The sequence below is a fragment of the Nocardioides jensenii JCM 1364 = NBRC 14755 genome (assembly GCF_001552535.1).
Taxonomy (GTDB): Bacteria; Actinomycetota; Actinomycetes; order Propionibacteriales; family Nocardioidaceae; genus Nocardioides; species Nocardioides jensenii.
Genome location: NZ_BCRJ01000066.1, coordinates 30926 through 56942 on the forward strand (window position 1 = coordinate 30926; position 26017 = coordinate 56942).

The 26017-nt window shown below is 69.6% G+C and carries 31 protein-coding genes; 14 read left to right on the forward strand and 17 right to left on the reverse strand.

Annotation, left to right across the window (positions count from 1 at the left end; translation table 11 throughout):
* Positions 1–53 precede the first annotated feature (53 nt).
* The 3 genes from NJ4_RS14675 to NJ4_RS14685 all read right to left on the reverse strand — a co-directional run bounded on the left by NJ4_RS14675 (position 54) and on the right by NJ4_RS14685 (position 2178).
* A complete protein-coding gene (locus tag NJ4_RS14675; RefSeq protein WP_067436564.1) occupies positions 54–656 on the reverse strand; it encodes a hypothetical protein in 603 nt (200 codons plus the stop codon).
* Between the two features lie 98 nt (positions 657–754).
* Positions 755–1417, reverse strand: coding sequence for a response regulator (locus NJ4_RS14680; protein ID WP_067436568.1), 663 nt, complete (start codon positions 1415–1417; stop codon positions 755–757).
* Positions 1414–2178 (reverse strand): sensor histidine kinase, encoded by a 765-nt coding sequence (locus NJ4_RS14685; RefSeq protein WP_067436571.1) that lies wholly within the window; start codon positions 2176–2178, stop codon positions 1414–1416. The genes NJ4_RS14680 and NJ4_RS14685 overlap by 4 nt, the downstream gene beginning before the upstream one ends.
* A gap of 196 nt (positions 2179–2374) precedes the next feature.
* Between NJ4_RS14685 and NJ4_RS14690 the strand changes: the two genes are divergently transcribed.
* The 3 genes from NJ4_RS14690 (at position 2375) to NJ4_RS14700 (ending at position 4832) form a co-directional block, all read left to right on the forward strand.
* The gene (locus NJ4_RS14690) at positions 2375–3736 is read left to right on the forward strand and encodes an FAD-binding oxidoreductase (RefSeq protein ID WP_067436574.1); all 1362 of its coding nucleotides are present in this window, start codon (positions 2375–2377) and stop codon (positions 3734–3736) included.
* Positions 3737–3821: 85 nt separating this feature from the next.
* A complete protein-coding gene (locus NJ4_RS14695; protein ID WP_067436577.1) occupies positions 3822–4181 on the forward strand; it encodes a DUF1330 domain-containing protein in 360 nt (119 codons plus the stop codon).
* A 30-nt stretch (positions 4182–4211) separates the two neighbouring features.
* Complete coding sequence (locus NJ4_RS14700; protein ID WP_067436580.1) at positions 4212–4832, forward strand: CG0192-related protein; 621 nt, start codon at positions 4212–4214, stop codon at positions 4830–4832.
* An 18-nt stretch (positions 4833–4850) separates the two neighbouring features.
* On the opposite strand, the gene NJ4_RS14705 is transcribed toward NJ4_RS14700, so the two are convergent.
* Positions 4851–5531, reverse strand: coding sequence for a Type 1 glutamine amidotransferase-like domain-containing protein (locus NJ4_RS14705; protein WP_067436583.1), 681 nt, complete (start codon positions 5529–5531; stop codon positions 4851–4853).
* A gap of 98 nt (positions 5532–5629) precedes the next feature.
* On the opposite strand from NJ4_RS14705, the gene NJ4_RS14710 reads away from it, so the two are divergent.
* Entirely contained in the window at positions 5630–6124 is a 495-nt protein-coding gene (locus tag NJ4_RS14710) for a GNAT family N-acetyltransferase (RefSeq protein WP_067436652.1), read from the forward strand.
* A gap of 106 nt (positions 6125–6230) precedes the next feature.
* On the opposite strand, the gene NJ4_RS14715 is transcribed toward NJ4_RS14710, so the two are convergent.
* Positions 6231–6680 (reverse strand): DUF6069 family protein, encoded by a 450-nt coding sequence (locus NJ4_RS14715; protein WP_217996878.1) that lies wholly within the window; start codon positions 6678–6680, stop codon positions 6231–6233.
* 211 nt (positions 6681–6891) lie between these two features.
* On the opposite strand from NJ4_RS14715, the gene NJ4_RS14720 reads away from it, so the two are divergent.
* The 4 genes from NJ4_RS14720 to NJ4_RS14735 all read left to right on the forward strand — a co-directional run bounded on the left by NJ4_RS14720 (position 6892) and on the right by NJ4_RS14735 (position 11530).
* Entirely contained in the window at positions 6892–7254 is a 363-nt protein-coding gene (locus NJ4_RS14720) for a YciI family protein (protein ID WP_067436586.1), read from the forward strand.
* A gap of 13 nt (positions 7255–7267) precedes the next feature.
* The gene (locus NJ4_RS14725) at positions 7268–8482 is read left to right on the forward strand and encodes an RNA polymerase sigma factor (protein ID WP_067436589.1); all 1215 of its coding nucleotides are present in this window, start codon (positions 7268–7270) and stop codon (positions 8480–8482) included.
* Between the two features lie 236 nt (positions 8483–8718).
* The gene (locus NJ4_RS14730) at positions 8719–11043 is read left to right on the forward strand and encodes a molybdopterin cofactor-binding domain-containing protein (protein ID WP_245644579.1); all 2325 of its coding nucleotides are present in this window, start codon (positions 8719–8721) and stop codon (positions 11041–11043) included.
* Between the two features lie 10 nt (positions 11044–11053).
* Entirely contained in the window at positions 11054–11530 is a 477-nt protein-coding gene (locus tag NJ4_RS14735) for a (2Fe-2S)-binding protein (protein WP_067436592.1), read from the forward strand.
* Between the two features lie 12 nt (positions 11531–11542).
* Here the strand turns inward: NJ4_RS14735 and NJ4_RS14740 are convergent, their stop codons facing one another.
* From NJ4_RS14740 to NJ4_RS14760, 5 genes are all read right to left on the reverse strand, one after another.
* A complete protein-coding gene (locus tag NJ4_RS14740) occupies positions 11543–12319 on the reverse strand; it encodes an amino acid ABC transporter ATP-binding protein (RefSeq protein WP_067436595.1) in 777 nt (258 codons plus the stop codon).
* The gene (locus tag NJ4_RS14745) at positions 12319–13113 is read right to left on the reverse strand and encodes an amino acid ABC transporter permease (RefSeq protein ID WP_067436599.1); all 795 of its coding nucleotides are present in this window, start codon (positions 13111–13113) and stop codon (positions 12319–12321) included. The genes NJ4_RS14740 and NJ4_RS14745 overlap by 1 nt, the downstream gene beginning before the upstream one ends.
* A 55-nt stretch (positions 13114–13168) precedes the next feature.
* A complete protein-coding gene (locus NJ4_RS14750) occupies positions 13169–13957 on the reverse strand; it encodes a transporter substrate-binding domain-containing protein (RefSeq protein WP_067436662.1) in 789 nt (262 codons plus the stop codon).
* 143 nt (positions 13958–14100) lie between these two features.
* Positions 14101–15204: a sensor histidine kinase gene (locus tag NJ4_RS14755; RefSeq protein ID WP_067436602.1), complete on the reverse strand. Its 1104-nt coding sequence runs from the start codon at positions 15202–15204 to the stop codon at positions 14101–14103.
* Complete coding sequence (locus NJ4_RS14760; RefSeq protein WP_067436605.1) at positions 15201–15899, reverse strand: response regulator transcription factor; 699 nt, start codon at positions 15897–15899, stop codon at positions 15201–15203. Before NJ4_RS14760 ends, NJ4_RS14755 begins: the two co-directional genes overlap by 4 nt.
* 87 nt (positions 15900–15986) lie before the next feature.
* Between NJ4_RS14760 and NJ4_RS14765 the strand changes: the two genes are divergently transcribed.
* Both NJ4_RS14765 and NJ4_RS14770 read left to right on the forward strand, forming a co-directional pair.
* Positions 15987–16655 carry a M15 family metallopeptidase gene (locus tag NJ4_RS14765; protein WP_067436608.1) on the forward strand — a complete coding sequence of 223 codons (669 nt, stop codon included), beginning with the start codon at positions 15987–15989 and terminating at the stop codon, positions 16653–16655.
* Entirely contained in the window at positions 16652–17233 is a 582-nt protein-coding gene (locus NJ4_RS14770; RefSeq protein WP_217996879.1) for a VanZ family protein, read from the forward strand. The genes NJ4_RS14765 and NJ4_RS14770 overlap by 4 nt, the downstream gene beginning before the upstream one ends.
* Here NJ4_RS14770 and NJ4_RS14775 read toward each other — a convergent pair.
* Complete coding sequence (locus NJ4_RS14775) at positions 17196–17897, reverse strand: TetR/AcrR family transcriptional regulator (RefSeq protein ID WP_217996880.1); 702 nt, start codon at positions 17895–17897, stop codon at positions 17196–17198. The two genes, NJ4_RS14770 and NJ4_RS14775, sit on opposite strands and share 38 nt — an antisense overlap.
* 95 nt (positions 17898–17992) lie before the next feature.
* On the opposite strand from NJ4_RS14775, the gene NJ4_RS14780 reads away from it, so the two are divergent.
* A complete protein-coding gene (locus tag NJ4_RS14780) occupies positions 17993–19447 on the forward strand; it encodes an MFS transporter (RefSeq protein WP_067436614.1) in 1455 nt (484 codons plus the stop codon).
* A gap of 15 nt (positions 19448–19462) precedes the next feature.
* Here the strand turns inward: NJ4_RS14780 and NJ4_RS14785 are convergent, their stop codons facing one another.
* Entirely contained in the window at positions 19463–20140 is a 678-nt protein-coding gene (locus tag NJ4_RS14785; protein WP_067436617.1) for an HAD family hydrolase, read from the reverse strand.
* Positions 20141–20170: 30 nt separating this feature from the next.
* On the reverse strand, positions 20171–20869 hold the full coding sequence (locus NJ4_RS14790; protein ID WP_245644580.1) for a nucleoside/nucleotide kinase family protein: 699 nt from the start codon (positions 20867–20869) through the stop codon (positions 20171–20173).
* A gap of 204 nt (positions 20870–21073) precedes the next feature.
* Between NJ4_RS14790 and NJ4_RS14795 the strand changes: the two genes are divergently transcribed.
* Positions 21074–21691, forward strand: coding sequence for a class I SAM-dependent methyltransferase (locus NJ4_RS14795; RefSeq protein ID WP_067436620.1), 618 nt, complete (start codon positions 21074–21076; stop codon positions 21689–21691).
* Positions 21692–21701: 10 nt separating this feature from the next.
* Here NJ4_RS14795 and NJ4_RS14800 read toward each other — a convergent pair whose 3' ends face one another.
* Positions 21702–22469: a TetR/AcrR family transcriptional regulator gene (locus NJ4_RS14800; RefSeq protein WP_067436623.1), complete on the reverse strand. Its 768-nt coding sequence runs from the start codon at positions 22467–22469 to the stop codon at positions 21702–21704.
* An 83-nt stretch (positions 22470–22552) separates the two neighbouring features.
* On the opposite strand from NJ4_RS14800, the gene NJ4_RS14805 reads away from it, so the two are divergent.
* A complete protein-coding gene (locus NJ4_RS14805; RefSeq protein WP_067436626.1) occupies positions 22553–22954 on the forward strand; it encodes a VOC family protein in 402 nt (133 codons plus the stop codon).
* Positions 22955–23000: 46 nt separating this feature from the next.
* Here the strand turns inward: NJ4_RS14805 and NJ4_RS14810 are convergent, their stop codons facing one another.
* A complete protein-coding gene (locus NJ4_RS14810; protein ID WP_067436676.1) occupies positions 23001–23576 on the reverse strand; it encodes a GNAT family N-acetyltransferase in 576 nt (191 codons plus the stop codon).
* A gap of 86 nt (positions 23577–23662) precedes the next feature.
* Between NJ4_RS14810 and NJ4_RS14815 the strand changes: the two genes are divergently transcribed.
* Positions 23663–24010 carry a hypothetical protein gene (locus NJ4_RS14815; RefSeq protein WP_067436629.1) on the forward strand — a complete coding sequence of 116 codons (348 nt, stop codon included), beginning with the start codon at positions 23663–23665 and terminating at the stop codon, positions 24008–24010.
* Here NJ4_RS14815 and NJ4_RS14820 read toward each other — a convergent pair.
* Both NJ4_RS14820 and NJ4_RS14825 read right to left on the reverse strand, forming a co-directional pair.
* Positions 24001–24750, reverse strand: coding sequence for a response regulator transcription factor (locus tag NJ4_RS14820; protein WP_082748673.1), 750 nt, complete (start codon positions 24748–24750; stop codon positions 24001–24003). The genes NJ4_RS14815 and NJ4_RS14820 overlap by 10 nt on opposite strands.
* Positions 24747–26017 (reverse strand): sensor histidine kinase (locus NJ4_RS14825; RefSeq protein ID WP_067436632.1); only part of this gene is annotated, 1271 nt, incomplete at its 5' end. The genes NJ4_RS14820 and NJ4_RS14825, both read right to left, overlap by 4 nt.

Here is a 26017-nt window from a genome sequence, read left to right on the forward strand (position 1 = left end):
CAGGTCCGGGCACGACAATGGGGCCCGCCGAACCGGCGGACCCCATCGGTGAATCACCTCATCTTGATGGCGGCAACCTTGGCCAGGCCGTTGAGCCGCGCCTTCGCGATCCTGCCGTTGTCACTGGCCGCGACCGTCGCCATGCGCTTTCCGTGCCTGATGATGACGGACGAGGCATAGCCCCTCGTACCGGCGACGGTGCTGACCACCGTCATCGCCAGGCGCTCCTGGCCGATGCGGGGAGCAGCGTCCCTCGTCAGCCTCACGCGCACGCCGCTGACCGTGAAGGTCTGGCAACGGGTGACGTAGGCCTTGTACTTCTTGAAGGCGCTCTTGGCCTGGGCAAGGGTCTTGAACTCGACCACTCCCGAGATGACCGTGACCTTGCCGCTGGTGCCGACTCCGGCAATGGAGCGGGCCGATCGCACGGTCTGCACCGTGTTGGTGCCGCAGCGGCTGGCGGGGATGCCCACCTTCCTCGTCGCATCGCTTGCGAACGCGGCGCCCCTGAGCTCCGGGAACGACTTGATGATGTTGGCCTTGCTCGGGACGTCCCGAGCAGTCACGGCGGCCTGCGCCGAGGTGGGAGCGCCGAGGACGAGGCCGATGGTGAGCACGCCGGTTGCAGCAGCGGCGGAGAAGCTCTTGAGGTTCATGGAGCACCTTTCGGGATGTGTGGTCTGGAGAGGTTCTACCCCGCTCTTGACCTTTCAACCACACCGGGGCGCCACGGACGAACGCCCCCTCCTCGGGATCAGCTGGTGCGCGGCGCGACCAGACCCGACTCGTAGGCGAAGACCACCAGCTGGGCACGGTCCCTGGCACCGATCTTGGTCATCGAGCGGCTGACGTGGGTCTTGGCGGTCATCGGGCTGAGCACCATGCGCTCGGCGATCTCGTCGTTGCTCAACCCGTGTGCCACCAGCGCGACCACTTCGCGCTCCCGGTTCGTGAGGCGATCCAGGTCGACCCCGGAGAGTACATCGGCCGGCCGGGCCACGAACTCGCTGATCAGTCGCCTGGTGACCGCGGGCGAGAGCAGCGCGTCTCCCTGGACGGTCACCCGCAGGGCCTGCAGCAGGTCGTCGGGCTCCGCGTCCTTGACCACGAAGCCGGCCGCTCCCGCGCGCAGTGCGTTGAAGACGTATTCGTCGAGCCCGTAGTTGGTCAGCATCACCACGTGCACGCCGGCAAGGTCGTCGTCACCGCTGATCCGGCGGGTGGCCTCGATGCCGTCCATCTCCGGCATCTGCACGTCCATCAGCACGATGTCGGGACGATGCTCCTGCGCCAGGGCGACCCCGAGTCGACCGTTCTCCGTCTCGCCGACCACGGTGATGTCGTCCTCGGCGTCGAGCAGGGCACGGATGCCCGTGCGGATCAGCGGCTGGTCGTCGACCAGCACCACCCGGATCACGAGGCGGTTGGTGCCGGGAGCTCGGCGAGCACGGTGAACCCGCGCTCCCGGCCCGGCTCGGCCCGCAGTCGGCCACCCAGGGCGGTCACGCGTTCACGCATGCCGACCAGGCCGTAGCCGGGCACCGGCGGTTTGCGGGAGCCGACGCCGTCGTCCTCGACCCGCACAGTCAGGCAGCGTTCGTCGTACGTGACCTCGACGGCGACGTGGGCCGACCCGGCGTGACGGGTGGCGTTGGTCAGGGCCTCCTGGACGACCCGGTAGGCGGTCCGCTCGACCTCCGAGGGCACCCGGCGCACCACGCCTCTGATCCGGTAGGAGGTCGGCAGCCCGGACGACCTGGCCCGCTCGACCAGAGTCGGCACCCGCTCGAGTCCGCCACCGCCGTCCTCGTCGCGACGCAGCACGTCGAGGGTGGAGCGCAGCTCGCGGACGGCGTCGCCGCTGGCCTCCTCGATCGCCAGCAGCGCCGGCGACGGCTCCTCGCCGTTCTTGCGCGCGAGGTGGGTCGCCACTCCGGCCTGCACCTTGATCACCGAGATGCTGTGGGTCAACGAGTCGTGCAGCTCGCGGGCAATGCGCAGACGCTCCTCGACGGCCCGACGCAGGGCCTCTTCCTCGCGCGTGCGTTCGGCTTCCTCGGCGCGCTTCTCCACCTCGGCGACGTGTTCCTTCCACTGATGGGCGGCCATCATCCCGAACATCGCCGAGACGATCCAGCCGGTGCGGTAGAACCTCGCCCATCCACGATCTGTGCGCATGTCGTCGAGCCTAGGGGCCGGATCAGCCCGGCGCATCCGACAAAGGGAGTAGGGCTGGCCTACTCCGACCGGAGTAGTCGCGACCCCCGCGACCGGTCCCGCGGGTAGTCGGAAGAGACGCCCCTGGGCAGACGCGGTGGCGCCGGGATTCGCGAACGATCGGTGTCACCGATTCCGACGAACGAGGGAGCAGAGCATGAGCCTGCAGGACACCGTGATCAACACCGAGACCGTGGCACCCGGCGACAAGGAGTACGACGACGCGGTGCGGGTGCTGTTCGGCACCGGCTCCCCGGCACTGGTGGCCCGGCCTCGCGACGCGGACGAGATCGCAGCCGCACTGGCCCACGCCGTACGCCGCGGCCTGACCGTCTCGGTCCGCTCGGGCGGCCACAGCCTGCTCGGGCACGGCACGAACACCGGCGGCCTGGTCATCGACCTGCGCCACCTCGACGGCATCGAGGTCCTCGATGTCGATCGGCGGCTCGTGCGGATCGGCGGCGGTGCCACCTGGGGCCGGGTGGCCGACGCGCTCGACCCCAGAGGCTGGGCGATCACGTCCGGTGACACGGCCGGGGTCGGCGTCGGAGGTCTCACGCTGGGCGGCGGCTTCGGGTGGATGGTGCGCCGCTACGGCCTGGCCGTCGACAACCTGGTCGCCGCGCGAGTGGTGACCGCCGACGGTCGCCTGCTCACCGCCTCGGAGACCGAGAACCCCCATCTCTTCTGGGCTCTGCGCGGTGGCGGCGGCAACTTCGGCGTCGTCGTCTCCTTCGACTTCGTCGCCCAGCCGGTCGCCACCGTGCACCGCGGCACAGTGACCTACCAGCTCGACGACGCCGCCGAACTGGTGGTGCGCTGGCGCGACGCGATGCGGTCGGCACCGGAGGAGATGACCAGCACCCTGGTGCTGCCGCCGGCCGCTCCCGGCGAGATCCCCGAGGCGATGGTGATGCTCTGCTACGCGGGCGAGGGCGGCGCCGGCGACCGGGTTGCCGAGGCCAATGCCGCGATCGAGCCGCTCCTCGAGCTGGGTACGGTGCTCAGGGCCAGCATCGCCGAGTGCCGGTACGCCGACCTGCTCGAGGACACCGCGCCGCCACCGGGTCTCCGGATCGAGGGTCGCAACACGCTCGTGCGTTCCATCAACGACGAGGTGGTCGACGCGGTCGACCGCATGCACCGCAGCTCGTCGCCGGCGATGATCGCCCTGCGCAGCCTCGGTGGTGCGTTCTCGCGGGTGATGAGCGGGGCCACGGCGTTCGCCCATCGCGACGCGGAGGCGATGATCATCGCCATGGTGGTGCTGCCCGGCACCGCCAGCGACGACGACGTGGCGCAGGCACTGCTCCCGTGGCACGCGGTCGCTGCGCGCGGCATGGGCAGCTACACCAACTTCCAGTCCTCGGCGTCGGCCTCCGACGTGGCCGCGGCCTACCCGCCCGCGACGTACACCCGGCTAGCGCTGGTCAAGCGCGCCTACGACCCCGGCAACGTGTTCGCGCGCAACCACAACGTGCGCCCCGGTGACGGTCTCCCCCGGCCGCGGCGAGCATGACCTCGGAGGTCATCGACTCCGCGCACCGCCCGCCCCAGACTTGTGGTTGCCCGGCCCCCTGACCCGCACGAGATCGGAGAATCCCATGCCCGCCTACGCGATCGCCCACCTCCACGAGGCCGCACCCCACCTCCAGACGGCCGACTACATCGAACGCATCCCCGGCACGTTCGAGCCGTACGGCGGCCGCTTCCTGGTTCACGGCGCGCAGCATGAGGTGATGGAGGGCGCCTGGCCCGGCCATGTCGTGGTGATCGGCTTCCCGAGCATCGAGCAGGCACGCGCGTGGTGGGACTCGGCTGCCTACCGCGAGATAGCTCCACTGCGCTCGCGCAACATCGGCGGCGACATCATCCTCGTGGAGGGGGTTCCGCACGGCTACGACTCGACGGTCACCGCACGGGCCGTGCGCGATGAGCTGCAGGCTCTCTCGACCCCTGCCTGATCAGGCAGGGGACGACTACGCTCCTGTGACATGGCGATCATCCACCAGGCGACGATCAACCCGACCAAGGACCAGCTCGTGGAGCCGTGGCTCGAGAGCCGTCCGTGGTGGGACGGTGTTGCCGAGCGCGGTCCGGTCGGCACGTTCAGGTTCGACGACCCGGCCGGTGAGGTCGGCATGGAGTGCTTCCTGTTCGGCTCGGCCGACGGCTCCACCCTCTTCGTCCCGCTGACCTACCGCGGTGCCGCCCTGCCCGGCGCCGAGGCCCACCTCCTCGGCACGATGGAGCACTCGGTGCTCGGCACGCGGTGGATCTATGACGCCTGCGTCGACCCGGTCTTCGTCGCCGTCGTGGTCGACACGATCCGCACCGGGGGCACGGGCGCCGAGCTCGAGGTGCACCGCAGCGACGGATCGGTGGAGCGACGCGAGCCCACCGCCACCGTGCGAGGCAACGGCGCGACCGACCTTCCCGTCGTGCCGACCGATGCGGTGGCCGAGGCCGAGGAGTCGTCGGACCGCACCGTGATCCGTGCCGGCGACCTGAGCCTGACGATCGCGCGCCGGGTCGGGGCCGACCTTCCTGGGGACGCCCGCCTCACGGGCAGCTTTGCCGGCGGCGACGACCTGGTCCTCGCGACCGTCTCCTGACGGACCAGGAGACGCTCCCTAACCGAGTGGCGCGTCGAACCGTCGCCAGGTGCCTTCGGAGACGACCTCGACCCTGCCGTCGTCCACCGTGATCGCCGTCGCGTCGTCGATCGCGTAGGCCGTGCCGCCGAGGTCGGCTGCCCATTTCTCGGCGTCGACCATCGAGTTCTCCGGCAAGTCCGGGTGATCGAGGTGCGGGAAGATCGAGAAGTCGACGACGCCCAGCGTGGTGTCGTCGCCGGAGGGCGCCGTCCACTCGACGAAGTCGGCCCCGATGCGCGGCGCCATCACCATGCTCCCCGCACTCAGACCGACCCAGACCGTCTCGGCCAGCTCGGGCACGAGGTCGGCCAGCCCGGACTCCCGCATCCAGTGGTTCAGGTAGAGCGCGTCACCGCCGGCGACCAGCAGCACGTCCGTCCCGCGCACCAGCGGCACCCACCGGTCGACGTCGATGCTGGACAGCGCGGTGAGCTCCAGCACGCCCACCGACTGCCACCCCAGGTCGACCATGTGCAGCGGGGACCGGCCGCTGATGAAACGCCAGGCGCCCTCCCCTGGTCCCACCGCCGGGTGGCCGTACTCGGCGGTCGGGATGCACAGGGCGGTCGCTTCCTCGATCGGCTTGCCGAGCAGGTCGACCAGCGCGGCCCGGATGCTCGGGTTGCTGACCCCGGCGGAGGTGAGAAGAAGTTTCACGGCGACTCCCGTTCGAAGCGATGCAGCGTTGCGAGTGTGGACCCGCGGGCCTCCGGAAACTCATCGTCGCCGGCGCGACCCTCTGACAGCATGTGACCATGACACCTGGGGACGTCGCCCCACCCGCCGACGGCGCACGCATCGTACGGCGGGCAACGGCGGACGACGCCAGGACGCTGGGGCGCCTGTTGTGGGACTTCAACACCGAGTTCGGGTCGCCGACCGACCCGGCCGACGTGCTGGCCGCACGGTTCGGCCGGATCCTTGCCCGCGACGACGTGATCGCCCTGCTCGTCGGTGGGGCCGACGGTTTCGCCCTGCTCACCCTGCGTCCGGCGATCTGGTTCGACGGCCCGGTCTCCCAACTCGAGGAGCTGTACGTCGTGCCGGGCCTGCGGCACCGTGGCCTCGGGACGACCCTCCTCGACGCGGCGCGCCGGCTCGTGCGCGAGCACGGGTCCCCCGAGATGCACATCAACGTCGACGAGGTCGACCTAGACACCCGCCGCTTCTACGAGCGTCACGGATTCGTCAACGTCGAGGATGGGGTCGACTACCGGATGCTCTGCTACATCGGCCCGACGGACACCTGACGCAGGCACACGCGCAGAGGCAGCGGTCCGAAGCCAGGACCGCTGGCCAGCGCCGGGCCGACCGAGTCTTCACGGCCCGGTCGGCTCGGCGTCGCGAGGCGCGCAGTCAGCGGGTCCGCGCCAGCCGAGCGGTGAGGGTCGGCACAACGATGGCGGCCGCGACGACGTGCAGCGCGATCAGGGTGACCGCCGAGCCGGCGTCGAAGCCGAAGGTGAGGTCGGGGACGAACGACAGCACGGTCAGGACGACCGCCGTACGCACGAAGGTGGTGCGCGGGCGACGCGCCGTGCGTGCCATGACCCCGGCCATCCCGACGCCGATCAGCGAGAAGATCAGCGTCAGCTGGGTGAAACCCAGGAGCGGGATGCTCTCGCCGCCGTTGGCGAAGGACACCCCGGCGGCCGAGGCGATCGCCGCGAGGGCGGTCGTGGCGGCCGACGCCACGACGGACGCGCCGACACCGTGCATCCAGACGGACTGGCGCGGCGCCGCCGTACCGCGGGCGGAGAAGTCGGTGCCGGTGGCCTGCGTGGTGGGAATCTGCGTGGTGGACATGTCGAACTCCATTTCTTGTGCGGGCCGCCCGGTGCGACCCGCTCATGCCCTCTCCACGAACGGGTCTCGGCGAATACGACAGGTCGTGCGAAAAAACTTTTCTCTGGCTCGTTCGCAGATTCCTGTGGCAGGTTTGTCGTATCGGTGGGATCCCGTTCGTGGTGGAGTCGACGGCGGTCATCGGGACCGCCCGCAACCGAGGAGAAATGTCATGACCGCATACCTGATGTCCGTGCACGGTCCGGCCGAGATGGAGGAGTTCGGCAACTACGGATCCAAGGAGGCCATGGAGGAGGCGTTTGCCGAGACAGGCCGGTTCAACGACAAGCTGAAGGTCGAGGGCTACTGGGTCTTCGCCGGCGGGCTCCAGGAGGCGTCGACCGCGACGGTCGTCGACGGCCAGGGCGAGACGCCGGTGATGACCGACGGGCCCTATCTGGAGACCAAGGAGCTGATCGGCGGCTTCTGGGTGATCGAGGCACCCGACCTCGACGTGGCTCTCAAGCTCGCGGCAGAGGCCTCCAAGGCCTGTCGCGGCAAGGTCGAGGTCCGCCCCTTCGACGGCCTGGCCTGAGCCGGCGCGATCAGTGACGCAGCCCGGTACGGCGGCCGTCGAGCGGGTCTTCCGCGAAGAGTACGGCCGGCTGATCGCCTCACTCGTCCGCCGCTTCGGCGACATCGACATCGCCGAGGACGCGGCGAGTGAGGCGCTCGTCGCCGCGTTGGAGAAGTGGCCCACTGCCGGCGTACCTCCCAACCCCGGCGGGTGGCTCACGACCACCGCGAGCAACCGGGCCATCGACCGGCTCCGCCGCGAGAAGCTGCGCGACACGAAGCACCAGGCGGCCTTCATGGAACACGACGACACACCCCACACGCCCACCGGACTCGTCGAGGACGACCGGCTCAGGCTCATCTTCACCTGCTGTCACCCGGCGCTGGCGCCCGAGGCACGGATCGCCCTGACCCTGCGCCTCCTCGGGGGCCTGACGGTGCCCGAGATCGCGCAGGCGTTCCTGGTGCCCGAGACCACCATGGGGCAGCGGATCACCCGGGCGAAGAAGAAGATCGCGGCCGCCAAGGTGCCCTACCGGGTGCCCGAGGCCGACGACCTTCCCGGACGACTCGGCGGCGTGCTCACGGCGCTGTTCCTGGTCTTCAACGAGGGCTACCTCGCCAGCGGTGACGGCGACCCGGTGCGTGGCGAGCTCACCGGCGAGGCGATCCGGCTGGCGCGCATCCTTCGCCATCTTCTTCCCGAGGAGCCCGAGGTGACCGGCCTGCTCGCGCTGATGCTGCTCACCGAGGCCAGGCGCGAGGCGCGGGTGCGCAACGGGCAGCTCGTCCCGCTCGGCGAGCAGGACCGGGGCGGCTGGGACCGCGCGCTGATCGCCGAGGGCCACGACCTGGTCCGCGGCTGCCTGGCGATCAACCGGCCCGGTCGCTACCAGCTGCTGGCCGCGATCAACGCCGTCCACACGGACGCGCCCAGTGCCGCCGACACCGACTGGTCACAGGTGGTCGCGCTCTACGACCAGTTGGCCCACCTCGACTCGTCGCCGATCGTCACGCTCAACCGCGCGGTCGCGGTCGCAGAGCTCGACGGCCCGAGCGTCGGACTGGCCCTGGTCGACCGGCTGCCGCTGACCGGCTACCACGCGTGGCACGCCACCCGCGCCGACCTGCTCCGCAGGCTCGGTCGGACAGCCGAGGCGAAGGCGGCCTACGACGACGCCATCGCCGCCACCGCGAACTCGGCCGAGCGCGCCTACCTGGGCAGGAAGCGCGGCGAGCTGGTCTGACCCGGCCGGTCAGCGAATGATCTCGCTCCGGTCACCCCCATGGGAGGACTGGTCCCCTCCTGAGTGAGGACGCGAGGACATCCGTCCCTGTGATGACAATGGGGAGGAACGACACGGAGGCTCCGGGCACCGATGAGGCGTGTCCTGGCGCGATGAGCACCGACACGGAAGAGGCACCAGGCATGAGCAGGCCATTTCGGCGCACACCCGGTTCGGCCGAGAGCACCCCTTCCGACGTGCCTGACCCGACAGACTCGGCACTGGGGCGACGGCGGTTCGTCGGCCTCCTGCTGGCCGCGCCGACACTCACCGTGACGGCCCGTCTTCTCGGCGACGTGGCCACGGCCTCGCCGGCGGCGGCGACCGGGGGCGGCCTGGTCGTGCCGACCCCTGACGGCCCCGCCGACATCTTCGACGTGAGTGACGCCCAGATGCTCACGGTCCTCCCGACCGCCAGCCTGATCCACCTGACGCTGGACACCGCCGGCGTCGCGCACTTCGCCCTCCACCGCTCCGAGAACGGCCAGGGCATCACCACGTCGACGGCAATGCTCATCGCCGACGAGCTGGACATGCCCATCCAGGACGTGAGCGTCACCCTCGCCGACGCACGCCCCGAGCTGCTGATGAACCAGTTCACCGGTGGTTCCAACAGCACCATGTCGACGTACCGGCCGATCCGGACGATGGCAGCTGCGGCGCGAAGGCGCCTCGTCGAGACCGCGGCCGGGCGCACCGGGCACTCCGCCTCGACCCTGCGCACCGCGGACGGACACGTGATCCTCCCCGACGGTTCGAGGATCGCCTACGGTGACCTCGCCGTGGATGCCGCCGTCGACGAGGACACCCCGCTGGTCGCGCCCCTGAAGCCCCTGTCGGAGCTCACGATGGTCGGCCAGCCGAAGGGACGCACCGACGCCCATGCCTCCGTCACCGGCACCAAGGAGTTCGCCATGGACCTGCAGGTCCCCGGCGCCTTGCCGACGATGGTCTGCCGGGCACCGCGCCTGAACGGCAAGCCGATCCGTTTGCTCAACCACGACGAGGTCAAGGCCATGCCCGGCGTCACGCACGTGGCGTTGGTCAGCACCGGCATCGCCATCCGTGCCCGCACCTTCGGGCAGTGCATCGACGCCATCCGTGTGGTGCGCGCGGAGTGGACCGAGGGCACCGCCGGCCGCAAGTCGGACGCCGACGTGCTGGCCGACCTGCGCAAGGCCGAGATCCCACTGCTCGTGCCCAAGGTGCCGGCGCTGGCACAGACGGTCGAGACCGACTTCACGTTCCGATTCGCGAGCAACGCCGCGTTGGAGACCAACTGCGCCATCGCCGACGTACGCCGTGACCGGGCGGAGGTGTGGTCGGGCCTGCAAGTGCCGCTCGTGGCCCGCAAGGACATCGCCGCGAAGGTGGGACTTCCCGAGAATGCGGTGACCGTGCACGTCACGCTGGGAGGCGGGGCCTTCGGTCGCAAGGCCTTCTCCGACGCCGCGATCGAGGCCGCCGAGGTCTCGAAGGAGATGGGCGTGCCGGTCAAGCTCATGTGGCACCGGGTGGACGACGCCCGCGTCGGTCGGGTCCACCCCATGGCCACCTCCCGGATCCGGGCAACGGTCCTGGGCGGCAGCGTCCTCACCTGGGAGCAGCGACACACCAGCGTGGCCACCGACTTCACCCACGGCTTCGGCGACGTCCTCACCGCGGCGGCTGCCGAGCTCCCCGTCGTGGACCTCGGCTTCTCCGAGACGGTCTACGTGCTGACCCAGGGGACGCACTACAACTTCGGCGTCACGACGAACCTGCTCAACGAGGTCGACCACGGCTTCAACACGGGCTCGATGCGTGGCATCTACTCACCGAATGCGGCCACCGCGCGCGAGCTCACCGTCGACAAGATCGCCGAGCTGGTCAACTCCGACCCCTACCAGTTCCGCCGCAAGTTCATCCGCCGCGCGCGCGGACGGGCGGTGCTCGACAAGGTTGCCCAGGTGGGCAGCTGGGGGCGGCGAATGCCGGCCGGGACGGCGCAGGGCATCGCGGTTCACGAGGAGTACCACGGCTTCAGCGCCTGCCTGGTCGAGATCGACTGCCGTCCTGAGACGCTCGGTCGGCAGGTCCCCGACGCGGTCACGGGGCCTCGGGTGACCAAGGTCGTGTTCGCCATCGACGTCGGGCTGGTGATCAACCCTCGCGGGCTCGAGGCCCAGATGATGGGCGGGATCATGGACGGTGTCGCGATGACCCTCACCTCGAGCATGCACCTCGAGGACGGCCACTTCCTCGAGGCCAGCTGGGACAACTACGCCTACACCCGCCAGTGGAACACCCCACCCCAGCTCGAGATCATCGTGATGCCCTCGACGACCGAGGAACCCGGTGGTGCCGGCGAGTTCCCGGTCGCCACCAGCGCCGCAGCCGTGGCGACGGCGTACGCCCGTGCGACCAGGACGCTGCCGGCGGAGTTCCCGGTCAACCACAGTGCACCGCTCTTCTTCACCCCGAAGTCGTTCGAGCCGCCTTTGCCGGCGTCACCCACCGACGGTCTCTCCCACACCTACTGAGGATGCCGACATGCCCACCCACACCTTCAAGGTGAACGGCGAGACCGTCACCGTCGACGTCGAGGACGACGTACGCCTTCTCTGGGTGCTGCGCGACATCCTCGGCATCACCGGGCCCAAGTACGGCTGCGGGATCAACGTCTGCAAGGCCTGCACCAGCCACGTCAACGGCAAGGCCTTCAACCCGTGCTCGGTCCCGGTCGGGGCACTGGCCGACGACGACGAGATCACCACCATCGAGGGGCTACCGGCAACTGTGGGCAAGGACCTGCACCCGATGCAGGAAGCCTGGATCGACCGTGACGTCGCCCAGTGCGGCTACTGCCAGCCCGGCCAGATCATGGCTGCGGTCGCGCTGGTGAAGAAGGTGCGCAGCGAGAGTCGCTCCATCACCGATGCCGACCTCGATGGGATCCGCAACATCTGCCGGTGCGGGACCTACGTGAGGATCCGCGAGGCGATCCGGGCCGGCGCGGCGCAGATGTGACCCAGCGGCCGGTCAGAGCACCTTGGACAGGAAGCTCTGGGTGCGATCGTGCTGCGGGTTGGCCAGCACTTCGGCCGGGTCACCCGACTCGACGATCACACCGCCGTCCATGAAGACCAGCTTGTCGCCGACCTCACGGGCGAAGCCCATCTCGTGGGTGACCACCATCATCGTCATGCCATCGGAGGCGAGGTCCTTCATGACTGACAGGACGTCGCCGACCAGCTCCGGGTCGAGCGCCGAGGTGGGCTCGTCGAAGAGCATCAGCTCAGGGTCCATCGACAGCGCCCGGGCGATCGCCACTCGCTGCATCTGACCGCCGGACAGGTGCGCCGGGAAGGCGTCCTCCTTCTCCGCCAGGCCGACCTTCTCGAGGTTGCGGCGGGCTACTTCGATCGACTCGTCCTTCGACCGCTTGCGCACCTTGGTCTGGGCGATGGTGAGGTTGCGCAGCACGCTCATGTGCGGGAACAGGTTGAACTGCTGGAAGACCATCCCGATCCGTGAGCGGAGACGGTCGACGTCGACATCGGGGTCGGTGACCTCGATGCCCTCGACGAAGATCTTGCCGCTGGTCGGCGTCTCCAGCAGGTTCACGCACCGCAGCAGCGTCGACTTGCCGGAGCCCGACGGCCCGATCACGCACACCACCTCGCGCGGAGCGACGTGGAAGTCGATGCCCTTGAGGACCTCGTTGTTGCCGAAGTACTTGTGCAGCTGTTGTACGTCGATGGCTGCCGCAGTGCGGTCGCTCGGCTCAATCGGCTCGTTGTTGCTCAGCGTCGTCATCAGCGGGCCCTCTCAGACTTTGCTTCCATGCGGCGTACGACGATCGACAGGGGCACCGTGATGATCAGGTAGCAGAAGCCGACCACGATGATCGGGGTCAGGTTCGCGGCACCGTTCATGCCCTCACGGCCCCACTTGGTGAGCTCGTACTCGTCGAGCGCCAGGCCGAGGATGTAGATCAGTGAGGAGTCCTTGGTGAGCAGGATCAGCTCGTTGGTCAGTGGCGGAAGGATGATGCGGAACGCCTGCGGGACGACCACGGAGATCATCGCCCGGTTGTGCGACATGCCCAGGGTGCGGGCGGCTTCCATCTGGCCCTTCGGAACCGCTTGGATGCCGGCTCGAATGGTCTCGGCCATGTAGGCCGCACCCACGCTGCCCAGGGCCAGCGTCACCGTTCCGATGTTGCCGAACGGAATTTCGTAGTCGGGGAAGGCAGTGGCGAAGCCGGGACCCAACGCGAGAAAGACGACCAGGGCGGGCAGACCGCGGAAGAGCTCGATGAACGCGGTGGCCAGCCACCGCCACGGTCCGATGCTCGAGAGCCGCATCAGGGCCAGGATGAGCCCCACGACCAGACCGAAGGCGAACGCGCACGCGGTGTAGATGATCGTGTTCTTCAACGCGATCTTGATGATGTCGGGGAACTGCTCCTTGACCAGGTCCGGCTTGAAGAAGCTGTCCCGCAGCTTGGCCCAGTCCGCCGCGACCACGATCGCCGCGACCACGATCAGGATCAGTGCGTATTGGGCGTAGCGCAGATAGATCGCGCGCTGACGCTTGCTCATTGCCATGGGGAGCTCCCGTCAGGTTGCGCGGGCGAGTCGTCGGTGCCGGGACGGGGCACGATCACTCCGCCGCCGTGCCGAACCACTTCTCGTGGAGCGCGTCCATCGTTGCCGTGTCACCGACGACCGCGTTGATCGCCTTGAGCAGCTCAGGGTTGCCGCCCTTCGCCACCGAGAAGCCGTACTTCTCGCCGGTCTTGAACTCGGTGGTGACCTCGACGTCGGGGTTCTGCTTCACGAAGTAGTTCACCAGGCCGTTGTCGTTGACGGCGGCGTCGACCTTGCCGTTCTTGACCGCCTGCATCATCAGCACCGAGTCCTCGTAGGAGACCTTCTTGGCGTCCTTGGGCAGGTTGTCCTCGACGTAGGTCTCGCCCGTGGTGCCCTCCTGGACGCCGATCCGCTTGCCGGCGAGGTCGTCCAGACTGGAGTAGCTGGAGCCGGCCTTGGTCAACATCGCCTGAGTGGCCTCGAAGTAGGGGTCGGAGAAGTCCATGACTGCGACCCGCTCATCGGTGATCGTCATCGCACCGGTCGCGACGTCGCAGTCACCGTTGTCGAGCGCCTTGCCCGACACGATGGTCTCCCACGGGGTGTCGATGACGTTGGTCTTCAGGTCCTCGGCCTTGGCGACCGCCTTGAGGACGTCGATGTCGAAGCCGACAACCTCGCCCTTCTCGGTGAACTCGAACGGCTCGTAGGGCAGGTGGGTGCAGATGGTCAAGGTGCCCTTCTCGACCACCTTCACCCCTGAGTCAGTGGTCGTGGTGTCCTTCTCCTTGGCGCACCCGGAGAAGGAGACGGCCAGCACACCGGCGGCCAGGACAGCGGAGACAGAGCGAAGGTTCATGCGCAGCACCCTAGACCGGATGACGTGATGATGCAGGTCACAGACGCGAAGTTGCACAACTGCAACGAGGCGACGAGCCTCACGGCGCCACCCGGGTCGTTCTCACTGGCCAGGTCGTCGAACCCGTGAGCCGCGACCGCTCGTCAGGACGCCCGGGGCTCGGCTAGGGCGGGCAGCTGCACCGTGACCCGCAGGCCACCGTCGGGGCGCGGAGCGAGGGTGAGCGTCCCGTCGTGGGCGTCGGTGATGCTCGTGACGATGGCCAGCCCCAGTCCGACGCCGGCGTGGTCGGACCGGATGCGCTGGGTGCCGCGCTGGAACGGCTCGGCCAGGGTGGAGACCAGGTGCGGCGTCCGCTTCGGGCCGGTGTTCTCGACGGAGAGTACGACGACCGTGGGCTCAGCGCTGATCGTGACCCACACGGTGCCGTTCTCGGGCAGGTTGTGGACGATCGCGTTGTGCACGAGGTTCGTGGTCAGCTGTTGCAGCAGCGCGTGGGAGCCGATCGTGGAGGCCGGGACCCCCGTGGTCTCGAGCGTGATGCCCCGCCTCTCGGCCAGGGGCAACAGGGTCTCGGTGGTCTCCTCGGCGAGGAGCGAGAGGTCGACGGGCTCACGGGTGAAGGCGCGTCGGTCGGTGCGACTCAACAGCAGCAGCGCCTCGGTGAGCTCGATCGCCCGGGCGTTGACGATGTGGAGCCGGTCGAGGAGCTCGTCGGGGTCACGGTCGGGGTCGCTGCGGGCGACGTCGAGCAGGGTCTGGGTGATGGCCAGCGGGGTGCGCAGCTCGTGGGAGGCGTTCGCGGCGAAGCGCTGCTGCTCGGCGATGTGCGCCTCCAGCCGCTCGAGCATGGCGTCGAATGCGTCGGAGAGCTCGCGGAACTCGTCCTTGCGGCCCTCCAGCTCGATCCGGTGGGCGAGCGACCCCTCCGCGGCCCGACGGGTGGCTCGGGTGATGCGGCTCAGGGGTGCGAGCATGCGCCCGGCGAGGAACCATCCGCCGACCAGACCGAAGACCAGCAGGAAGACCATTGCCTGGGCCGCCCGTGGAGCGAAGGCCTCCAGCAGGTCGTTCCTGGTGGGTGAGAACGGCCCGGGGCCGGGGCCGTAGCGCGCGCGTTCGGGCACGTAGCGCAGGAGGAAGACCCACACCGTGGCCAGCAGCAGCCCGCCGGCGACCATGAGGAACCCGGCATAGCTGAGGGTGAGCTTGAGGCGAACGCTCAGCCCGGGCGCGCGTTCCGTCATCGTCGCGGGTCTCCGACAGCGGCGCCCGGGTCGGTCGCTGCCTCGATGCGGTAGCCGACACCCGGCACCGTGCCGATCAGCCACGGCTCCCCGAGTCGCTTGCGCAACGCCGAGACCGTGATGCGCACGGCGTTCGTGAACGGGTCGGCATTCTCGTCCCAGGCCCGCTCCAGCAGCTCCTCGGCGCTGACGACTCCACCCTCGGCGGCGACCAGCACCTCGAGCACGGCGAACTGCTTCCGGGTGAGCGCGACGTACCTCCCGTCGCGGAAGACCTCGCGGCGGAACGGGTCCAGTCGCAGGCCGGCGATCTCGTGCACGGGCGGCCGGTGGTGGGCTCGACGGCGGTCGAGTGCCCGGATCCGGAGCACGAGCTCGCGGAGCTCGAACGGCTTGGTGAGGTAGTCGTCGGCGCCGATCTCGAACCCGGAGGCCAAGTCGTCGAGCCGGTCGGCCGCGGTGAGCATCAGGATCGGCATCCCGCTTCCGGAGGCGACCACGTGCTGGGCGATCTCGTCGCCGGACGGGCCCGGGACGTCGCGGTCCAGGACGGCGATGTCGTAGGCGTTGACGCCCAGGAGCTCGAGCGCGGTGTCACCGTCCCCCGCGATGTCGGCGGCGATCGCCTCCAGACGCAGTCCGTCGCGGATGGCCTCGGCCAGGTAGGGCTCGTCCTCGACGATCAGCACACGCACACGCCTGATGCTACGAGTCGCGGCATGTCGCCGGCGTATGGAAATCCGCATACGACCCGGCAACGCGACTCTCTCTTGACTCGAGTCATGAAATCCAGAACTCCGGTCCGACCTGGGCAGCGGCTGGTCCGCTCGCTCCTGCTGACTCTCGTTGCCGTCGTCGCGGTGGTGGTGCTCGCCGTCGCCCGGCCACCGTTCGGTGACTCCCAGCACGACTCCGCACCCGGGATCTTCGGGATCCGGGCCGACGTACCCTCCCTCGGCGGTCACGACCCTCGCGCGGGCGGTCCCGACCGGATCTCGCTGGGCGAGGCCGGTCATGTGCCCGACGGTGTCACGGTCTTCGACGACGGGGTGCCGGCGGTGGCGAACCTCGATCCGGCACTGCTCGCCGCGCTGCGCTCCGCCGCGGACGAGGCCGACGACGACGGGGTCGAGTTCACCGTCAACAGCGGTTGGCGCTCGGCCGCCTACCAGGAGCAGCTGCTGCAGGACGCGGTCGCCGACTACGGCTCCGAGGCGGAGGCCGCACGCTGGGTGGCGACTCCCGAGACCTCCGCGCACGTGTCGGGCGACGCGATCGACCTCGGCCCGCCCGACTCCGCCGGGTGGCTGGGCGACCACGGCGAGGACTTCGGGCTGTGCCAGATCTACCGGAACGAGCCCTGGCACTTCGAGCTGCGTCCCGACGCCGTCGATGACGGGTGTCCGGACCTCTACGACGACCCGACGCAGGACCCGAGGATGCAGCAGTGAGGCTGATCAGCTGGCACGACCTTTTCTGCACGTTCACCGGCGTCGCGTTGCTCACCGTGGTCGCAGTGCCGTTGGCCGCGCTGGCGGTGCTGGCCCTGGCCCGCTGGCGACGTACCACCGAGAGCACCCGGGCCGGGGCCTGGTGCACGTCGCTCGCCGACGTCGGCATCGTCTACGGCACCCTCCCGTGGATCTGGATGACGCTGATGCCGGGCAGCCGCGCAGGCGAGGTGATCGGCCGGGTCAGCCTGGTCCCGCTCCGCGACCTGGCCACGATGGGGAGTCTCGGGATCGTCGGCAACCTACTGGTCCTCGCCGCCCTGGGCTTCTTCGTCCCCCTGCGGTTCCCGGCCCTGGCATCGATCCCGCGGGTGCTGCTGCTCGCGGCCGGCTGCTCGCTCCTGATCGAGGTGACGCAGTTCGTGCTGTTGCTCGACAGGGTCTCGTCGGTGGACGACGTACTGCTCAACGCCACCGGCGCCGGTGTGGCCGCGTTGGTCTCGCGACCGTGGTGGGCTGCCCCGGAGACCGGTGAGCACGTCAGGCGCCAGCCTGCAGCTTCAGCCCCGCGAGGGTGAGCTCCAGCGCCGCGAGGAACTGGTCCTTGTCGTCGTGACCGGCGAACTCGTCGACGATCTCGTGCACGAAGGGGAACTCCTCGGGATCCAGCGCGCGCCAGGTGTCGGCGAAGCGACCGAGGAACTCATCGCGGTCGACGTCACCTTCGAGAAGCTCCTGCGGAGTCTCCTGCCCCATGTCGGCAGCGGTCCCCACGACGACACCGACGATCGCCGAGACGGCGTGGAAACGCTGTCGCGGGGTGAGGTCGAGTCGAAGGGTCTGCTGCCCGAGCAACTCGTAGAGATGCAGGGACTGGGTCTGGACGTCGGTGTTGCGCATGAAGTAGGACGCGAGCCACGGCCGGTCGACGATCGCGTCGAACAGGGTCACCGCGATCACGCGCAGGTCGTCGATGGGATCATCCGTGCGCGTCTGCCGCTCGACGGTGTCCAGGACCGCGCCGATGGCGTGATCGGCGGCGCGGTCGAGCAGCTCGTCCTTGTTCGCGACGTACCAGTAGATGCTGGCGACCCCACCGCCCAGGCGCTGGGCGAGCGCCCGGAAGGTCAGGGCCGACTGCCCGGACTCGTCGAGCAACGCCACGGCTTCGGTGAGAACGGCCTCCATCGAGTGAGAGGCGCGTCGTCGTCCCTCGGGAGCTGCTGATCGGGTGCGTGCCATGACTCACATCCAATCAGAGTTGCGGGGAATCGAACACTGTTCTATCTTATCGTACAACGTTCGATGGTCGAACGCCGTTCGAGAGGAGGCTCACCATGGCCACCACCGCCCTGTCACCCGCACCGCACACCTACCTGTCCCTGCGCGCGGCCTGGATTCCGCTGACCGCCCTCTGTCTGGCCTTCTTCGTGGAGATGGTCGACAACACCCTGCTGACGATTGCGCTGCCCACCATCGGCCGCGACCTCGCCAGCGGCACCACCGCGCTGCAATGGGTCACCGGCGCCTACTCCCTCACCTTCGGCGGCCTGCTGCTCACCGCAGGTTCGATGGCCGACCGAATCGGCCGTCGCCGCGTGCTCCTGGTCGGCCTCACCGTCTTCGGTCTGCTGAGCCTCTGCGTCGTCGCGGTCACCACCGCCGGTGAGCTGATCGCACTGCGGGCCGCTCTCGGCATCGCCGCCGCGGCGATGGCGCCGATCACCAACTCGTTGGTCTTCCGGCTCTTCGACGACAAGGCGCTGCGCATGCGCGCGATGACCCTGATGATCGTCGTCGGCATGTCGGGCTTCATCCTCGGCCCGCTGCTCGGCGGCACCGCACTGGCCTATGTCGGCTGGGAGTGGTTGTTGATCGTCAACGCTCCGATCGCGCTGATCGCGTGCATCGGCGTACGCCTGGGGGTTCCGGCCGATCGACCCGAGGACCTCACCGACGACGCTCTCGACCTGCCGGGTGCCGTGTTGAGCGTCGTTGCCATCGGTCTCGGCTGCTGGTCGCTGACCAGCGGGGTCGAGCACGGGTGGCTCTCCGGCGTCACGCTCGCCTCGATCATCGGCGCCCTCGCCGCCGCCGTCGCCTTCGTGCGGCACGAGCGCGGCACCCCGGAGCCGATGCTCGACCTTCGACTCTTCGCCAACGGCACCGTCCGCGGTGCGGCCATCGCACAGATCGGAACATCCATCGCGATGGCCGGTGTGATGTTCGGGCTGATCCTCCACTTCCAGTACGCCTACGGATGGAGCCCGGTCCGCGCAGGTCTGGCGAACCTGCCGCTGATCGTCACGATGATCCTTGCGACTCCTCTGTCGGAGTGGCTCGCCCAGCGGTTCGGCCATCGCGTGGCCTGCCTGGTCGGCGCCGCCTGCCTGGCCGGCTCCCTGGCCGGGCTGGCCTGGGGTGTCGAGCACGGGTACGCCGTGATCGCGGTCGCCATGGTCGTGATGACCGTCGGGCTGCGCACCGTGATGACGATCTGTGCCGTCGCCCTGATCGACGCGATGCCCGGCAACCGGACGTCGATCGGCGCCGCACTCAACGACACCGCCCAGGAAGTCGGCACGAGCCTGGGCACTGCTGTCATCGGCACCCTGATCGCCGTGCTGGTCACCACCCAGCTGCCCGCCGGCACGTGGAGCGATGACCTCGTCGCCTCGTTCTTCCACGGCGAGCGGATCGCGTACGCCGTCCTCGCGGTGGCCGTGGGTCTGATCGCCGCGGGCGGAGCGCTCACCCTGACCGACTCACGCTCCACCGAGGAGCACCACTGACGGGGCCGCCCGCGACTATCCGGTGGCGACTCGGCGAAATGACGGGAGCAGGTGGGCCATGTCGGTGATGACCTCGTCCGCTCCGCGGAGCAGGTGCGCCGGCGTGCGCTCGGCGTACGCCACGACCGGGATCCCGGCGGCACGGGCAGCAGCCACCCCGGCCGGGCTGTCCTCGACCACCACACACGCGGACGGGTCGGCGCCCATCGTTCGCGCAGCGTGCAGGAACAGATCGGGGGCGGGCTTGCCCCTACCGACGTCGTGAGCGCTGAAGATCCTCCCGGCGAACGTGTCCAGCAGACCGGTGTGGCCGAGACTGAAGCGGATCGCGGCGTGTGATCCGGACGAAGCGACGCAGACCGGCTGCCCGGCGGCCAGGAGCTGCTCCACGACCGGGACGATTCCGGGCACCGGAGCGAGCCGCTCGGCGCAGGCCTCCCGATAGGCGCGACGACGATCTTCCATCCAGTCCGAGGGGATCGGCCGACCGATGTGCCGTTCCACGCTGGCGACCATCTCCTCGGTCGACCGGCCCAGGTGGTGCTCGTGGATCTCCGCGAGGGTGATCGGCCAACCCAGCTCGGCGATCATCCGCAGGTCGATCTCCTGGATGATGCGCTCCGTGTCGACCAGCACGCCGTCGCAGTCGAAGATGACCAGCGACGGTCGCCGACGACCGGTCCGGCCGGTCACGACTGTCCGCCGGTCACGACTGTCGGCCGGTCACGACTGTCGACCATTCAGGGGAAGGCGCTCCACCGTGGGCCGCCTCGGGTCGGTGTTGTCGATGACGATCGTGGCGCGCTCCCTCGGGCGTTGCTCCTCGAGATAGATCCGACAGGCCGCCATGTAGCGACTCTCGTACGCCGAGCGGGCGGCCCCTTCGCCGCCCAGAGCAGCGCTGTCGCGGGCGACGCCACGAGCGATCGCGACGTCTTCGTCGGTGTGCAGATAGATGACGACGTCCCACAGGTCGCGGAGGTCGTCGCGCTGGATGAACGTCGCGTCGAACAGCACGAGGGCGTCCGGGGGTGCCGTCGCGATCTGGTCGTCGATGACCCGGTCGGTGGCCAGGTCGTGCACCGTGACGGCGTACTCGCCCGAGCCGCCGGGGCCCAAGGGGCGCAGCACCCGATCAGCGAGGGCACCGAAGTCGTAGCCGTCCTCGTAGTAGCCGCGGGCGGAGTCGCGACCCTGTCGGTAGCGGTGCGCGCGCACGTGGTGGAAGCCGTCGGAGTCGACCAGCACGACCGGCCGGTCCCTGGCGGCCAGCAGCGTGACCAGCTCGCGGGTGAAGGTGCTCTTGCCCGAGCCGCAGACGCCGTCGACACCCACGCGCAACGGATGCCCCCGGAGGAGCTCGTCGAGGTGGCCGGCGATGGACTCGAGGACGGAGGAACGCGCATCGGTCGAGCCGTTCACAGGCAGTCTCCGGTCATGGTCGGCCACGCTACCGGGCCGGCCACCGGAGACTGATCTTCGCGGCACCGGCGAGGTCGCTGCTGCGAAGTAGGCGGGCCGACCTCGGGTTCACGATCGCCGGGGTGGTCGGCGTGGCTCTCGCGGTCGTCGTACGACGGGAGCGTCGTCGGGCGGACGGCCCCCGGGGGTCAGTAGCCTTGACCGGTGCCCAGAGCTGACGTCGCCGCCGCGTACGACGAACGTTCCGACGAGTACATCGAGCGGTTCGGGGCGGTGGAGCAGTCGGCCTTGACAGACCGGGCCACCATCGAGGCGTGGGGAGACCTTGTCGCCGGCCGCATCCTCGACGCCGGCTGCGGCCCCGGGCACTGGAGTGACCTGCTCGCTGGCGACGGCCGACGCGAGGTGGTCGGGGTCGACGCGTCCGCCGCGTTCATCAAGTCGGCGCGACAGCACTTTCCGGGCCTCCCCTTCGCCCGGGGCGACCTCGCCGCCCTCCCCCTCGCCAAACGTTCGGTCGGCGGCATCCTGTCGTGGTTCTCGATCATTCACACCGCACCGGAAGGCGTCCCGGCGATCATGCGCGAGTTCGCCCGCGTCCTCACCCCGGGAGGTTCGCTCCTGCTCGGTTTCTTCGACACCGAGGCCGGTGTCGACGCGGGGGTGGCGTTCGACCATGCGGTGACCACGGCGTACTACTGGTCGGCCGAAGCCCTGGGCGAGCTCCTCACCCCACACGGATTCGTGGTCGAGCGAGCGGCCGCACGTCAGGATCCCGGCGCACGGAGAGTGGGTCACCTGGTGGCCACGCTGACCGGATGACGCCTCGGCGTCACTGTTCGCCGATGAGGGCAGCGAGGCCGTCGAGGGTGCGCGCCAGGCCGAACTCCCAGGCGCGGTCGGCGGCCCAGGCGCTGCCTTGGGCCCCGCCTGCGGCAGAGCCGATGCGCACCGCGCGAGGATAGGACTCGGCGTCGAAGGCACGGGCCAGCACCGCCTGGTTGGCGGCCCACCACTCGGCGTCGCTCATCGCCGTGTCCGTGGTGGCCCGGGCCGCGTCGTGGGCCGATCGGCAGTGGGCCTGGACGAACCCGAGCAGGTAGGTCAGCGCGGCGTCGATGTCGACGTCGGAGAGCCCGGTGTTGTCGAAGGCCGCGAGCTCGTGCTCGTACTTGGCCATCACGCCCGGCCCGAGCGGTGGCCGGCTCAGGGCCGCGACCTCGGTGAGCCAGGGGTGCGCGACAAGCAGTTCGCGGTTCGTGTCGGCGATCGCGGCGAGCCGACTGCGCCAGCCCCGCCTGCCCCAGGGCGTGCGAGTCATGCCGGCGTAGCAGGCGTCGACCATCAGGTCGAGCAGCTCGGGCTTGCCCGGGACGTAGGTGTAGACCGACATCGCCGAGACGCCCACACGCTCGGCGACGGCTCGCATCGTGATCGCCGCGAGGCCGTGCTCGTCGGCGAGGCCGAGGGCTGCCCCGACGACCTGGTCGACGGTCACCGAGCGGGGCGGGCCCTTGCGCTTCGGTGTCTCGGTCGGCTCTCCCCAGAGGAGCGCGAGGGTGCGGCTCGGCTCGCCTCTTCCGGTGCTGTTCTCGGCCATGGGAATGATTCTTGCACATTCACGTTGTACGACGTACGTTGTACAACGTACAAAGAAATACCCGGAGACCAGGAGACCACTGCATGAAGTTCACTGACACCGCGATCTCGCTCAACGTTCCCGACGTCGAGGCATCCGCCGCCTGGGCCCAGAAGTTCCTGGGCTTCACGGAGGCGATGGCCGCCGACGGGTTCTGCGCACTGGCCCACCCCGAGGCAGGCTTCAGCCTGATCTACCTGCGCACCGGCCTGCCGACGTTCAAGCCGGCGTCCGCCGCCGGCAGCGCCGACGGCCTGCTCGTGGTCTTCACCGTCGAGGACATCGACGCCGACTACGCGCTGCTGCAGGAGCAGGGCGTCGAGATCGTCACCCCGATCGAGACCGAACCCTGGGGCGAGCGCTACTTCCAGATGACCGACCCCAACGGGGTGGTCTACCAGCTGGTGCAGTGGGTCGAGCCCACCGACCCGCAGTACGCCGGCTGATCCCGCCGTGCGGCGACACTCGCGGTCGTCGTACGCCGGGCGAGCCTCAGTGGGCGGGCCTCGGCCCGTCCACTGAGGGCTGCCACTCGCGGCTGAGCAACCCGAACACCCACGAGTCGGACACGTCTCCGTTCACGACGCAGTCCTCACGCAAGGTTCCTTCACGCACGAAGCCGAGCTTCTCCAGGACGCGAGCCGAGGCCACGTTGCGGGTGTCGGTCTCGGCCTGGACGCGGTTCAGGTCCAGGGTGTCGAAGGCCCAGCTCAGCACCGCACGCGCTGCCTCGGTCGCATACCCGTGGCCCCACCCGGGTGCATCGAGGCAGTAGCCGAGCGACGCGGTGCGATGGTCGGGGTTCCAGCGGCTCAGGCTGCACCAGCCGACGAAGCTTCCGTCCTCCACCCGCTCCATGGCCACGCGCGCCCCGGTGCCCTCGTCAGCCATCTGCCGGCACGCCGCCAGGAAGCGCTGGGCACGCGACGGCTCGGTCCACGGTGGGGAGTCCCAGTAGCGCAGGACGTGGGCGTTGCCGTGCATCGCGAAGAGGGCGGCTGCGTCCCCGTCGCGGAAGGGGCGGAGCAGCAGACGATCCGTGGACAGGGTCGGAGTCGGCAGGACCATGCCCACCATCGTGCCTCGACCCAGGTTTTGGGCAGGGTGGAGGGGAGCAGGCTGCGTGCGTTCATCCCCTACAGAAGAGGCTTGCCATGCAACCTGCTCGTCGCATCATCACCGGCGTCATCGGTGCCGCCGTGTTGCTGCTCTCCACGCTGGTGTTCGCCTCGGCGCCGGCATCGGCCGACTACACCGCGTGCGGCGCTCACACCCACACCGACCGCACGCGCATCACCGGCGGCTACAAGGTGAAGGTGCGGATCCACTACCACAACTGCGGCTACCGGACGGTGCGGATCCGGCCCGACGTCGCGAACCGGTTCGACCCGGGCTGCAAGACCGTCTACTCGGGTGGCATCGGCTACTGGAGCTTCGAGTACTCCTACTACGACGGCCTCGAGGGTGGGGTCCCCTACTACCGCGGCATGTACTACTGCTGATCCCGAAGGGAGCGTGACACTGGGCCCGGTGCGCTGTCACCGGGCCCTTTCCCGCGCCGGCTGGTCCAGGCATCGGGCGTGGCTCTCACCAGCCCGGTCTCGTAGGCGATGACCACGAGCTGGGCGCGATCGCGGGCATCCAGCTTCGTCATTGCGCGCTGCACGTGGGCCCGCACCGTGAAGGGGCTGAGGAACATCTGCTCGGCAATCTCCTGGTTGGACAGGCCGGTCGCCACCAGGGCCACCATCTCGCTCTCGCGGGGCGTGAGTGCGGCGAGTTGCTCGGAGTGGTGCAGTGCGGCGTCGTCCGGCGAGGCGAGGAACCGGGCGACGAGTGAACGTGTCGCCGTGGGCGAGAGCAGGGTCTCGCCTTCGGCGACCGTGCGCACGGCACTCATCAGGTCATGCGCCCCGATGCCCTTGCCGATGAACCCGCTGGCCCCCGCGCGCAGGGCAGCAGCGACGTACTCGTCGGTCTCGTAGGTGGTGAGGATCAGGATGCGTGTCGCGTGCAGCTCGGGGTCGGCGCAGATCTGTGTCGTGGCGGTGAGACCGTCCACCTCAGGCATCCGGATGTCCATCAGGACCACGTCGGGTCGCAGCTCGCGGGTCAGCGCCACCGCCTCCCCACCGTCGGCTGCCTCGCCGACCACGGTGATGTCGTCAGCGGTCTCGAGCAGCGTCCGGAACGCCTCGCGGAGCAGGCCCTGGTCGTCGGCAAGGATCACCCTGATCGTCACGTGGTCCCGCCTGACTCTCGATCGCCTGTCGCTTCGTCGCCCATCGTGCCCGCCTCGAGGTTCTCTTCGCCGCCCTTGCGGAGTCCGTCCCTGGCGGGCGGAGCGGGCAGGTCGGTCGCCACGAGGAATCCGCCCTCCGATCGCCTACCGGCGGAGAGGTCTCCGCCGATCGCGGTGGCCCGCTCGCGCATGCCGATCAGACCATAGCCGGGCGGCCGGGGCGCCACTCCGGGCCCGGGCGGGTTGGGCCCCGACTCCGCGCCGTCGTCGGCGACGGTGATGCTCACCCGGTCGACACCCCAGACCAGGTTCACCCGAGCGACTCCGGCACCGGCGTGCTTGGTCACGTTGGTCAGGGCCTCCTGGATGATGCGATACGCGGTGAGGTCGACGCCCGGCGGCAGCGCCCTGCCGCGACCCTCCTCGTGCACCGACACCTCGAGGCCCACGCGCCGGAACGACTCGACCAACGTCGGCAGGCGCGAGAGCCCGGGCGCCGGCTCGGCCGGAGCTGCCGACTCGCCCGACTCGCGGAGCAGCCCGACGGTCGCCCGCAGGTCGTCGAGTGCGTTGCTGGTGGTCTCGACGAGCTGGTCGAGGCTCGTGCGGGTCTGCTCGGGGCGAGTGTCGAAGAGGTGCGCGGCCACCGTGGCCTGCGCATTGGCCAACGTGATCTGGTGGGCAACGAGATCGTGCAGCTCTCGGGCGATGTGCATCCGTTCCTCGGTCACCCTGCGGCGAGCCTCGCTCTCTCGACCCAGCTCGGCGCGGTGCGCCCGTTCCTCCATGGCCGCCAGGTAGGCACGCCGGTTCTGCGTCGAGTGCCCGAGCACGCCGGCCACCAGTACCACGGCCACCGACGCGCCCAGCCGGCTGGCATCGGCCCACGAGACGTCTCCGAAGAGGGGCGTCGGGAGGATCAGCAGCACCGCCGACGCCGGAAGGATCATGCCCGCCAGCCGTCGCTCGGTGTGGACGGCGACGGCGTACGCCGCGATCGCGGCAGGTGCCACGATGAGCGGAGTCAGCAGGAGGCCCGCGGGCGCGACCAGCATGCCGCACACGGTCGTGACCGCCAGCGCGGTGACCGGCGACCGGTGCCGCCACGGCAGCACGGCGCACGAGAGCACCCCGATGACGTACGCGGCACCCGGTGGAGCCGACAACGTGTCGTCGACCTGGACGACGCCCCCGAGCAGGCAGAGCGCGAACGCGATCGCAATGACGGCTCCCTCCCGCCACCACGCTCCGTGTGGTGGCGGGAGGG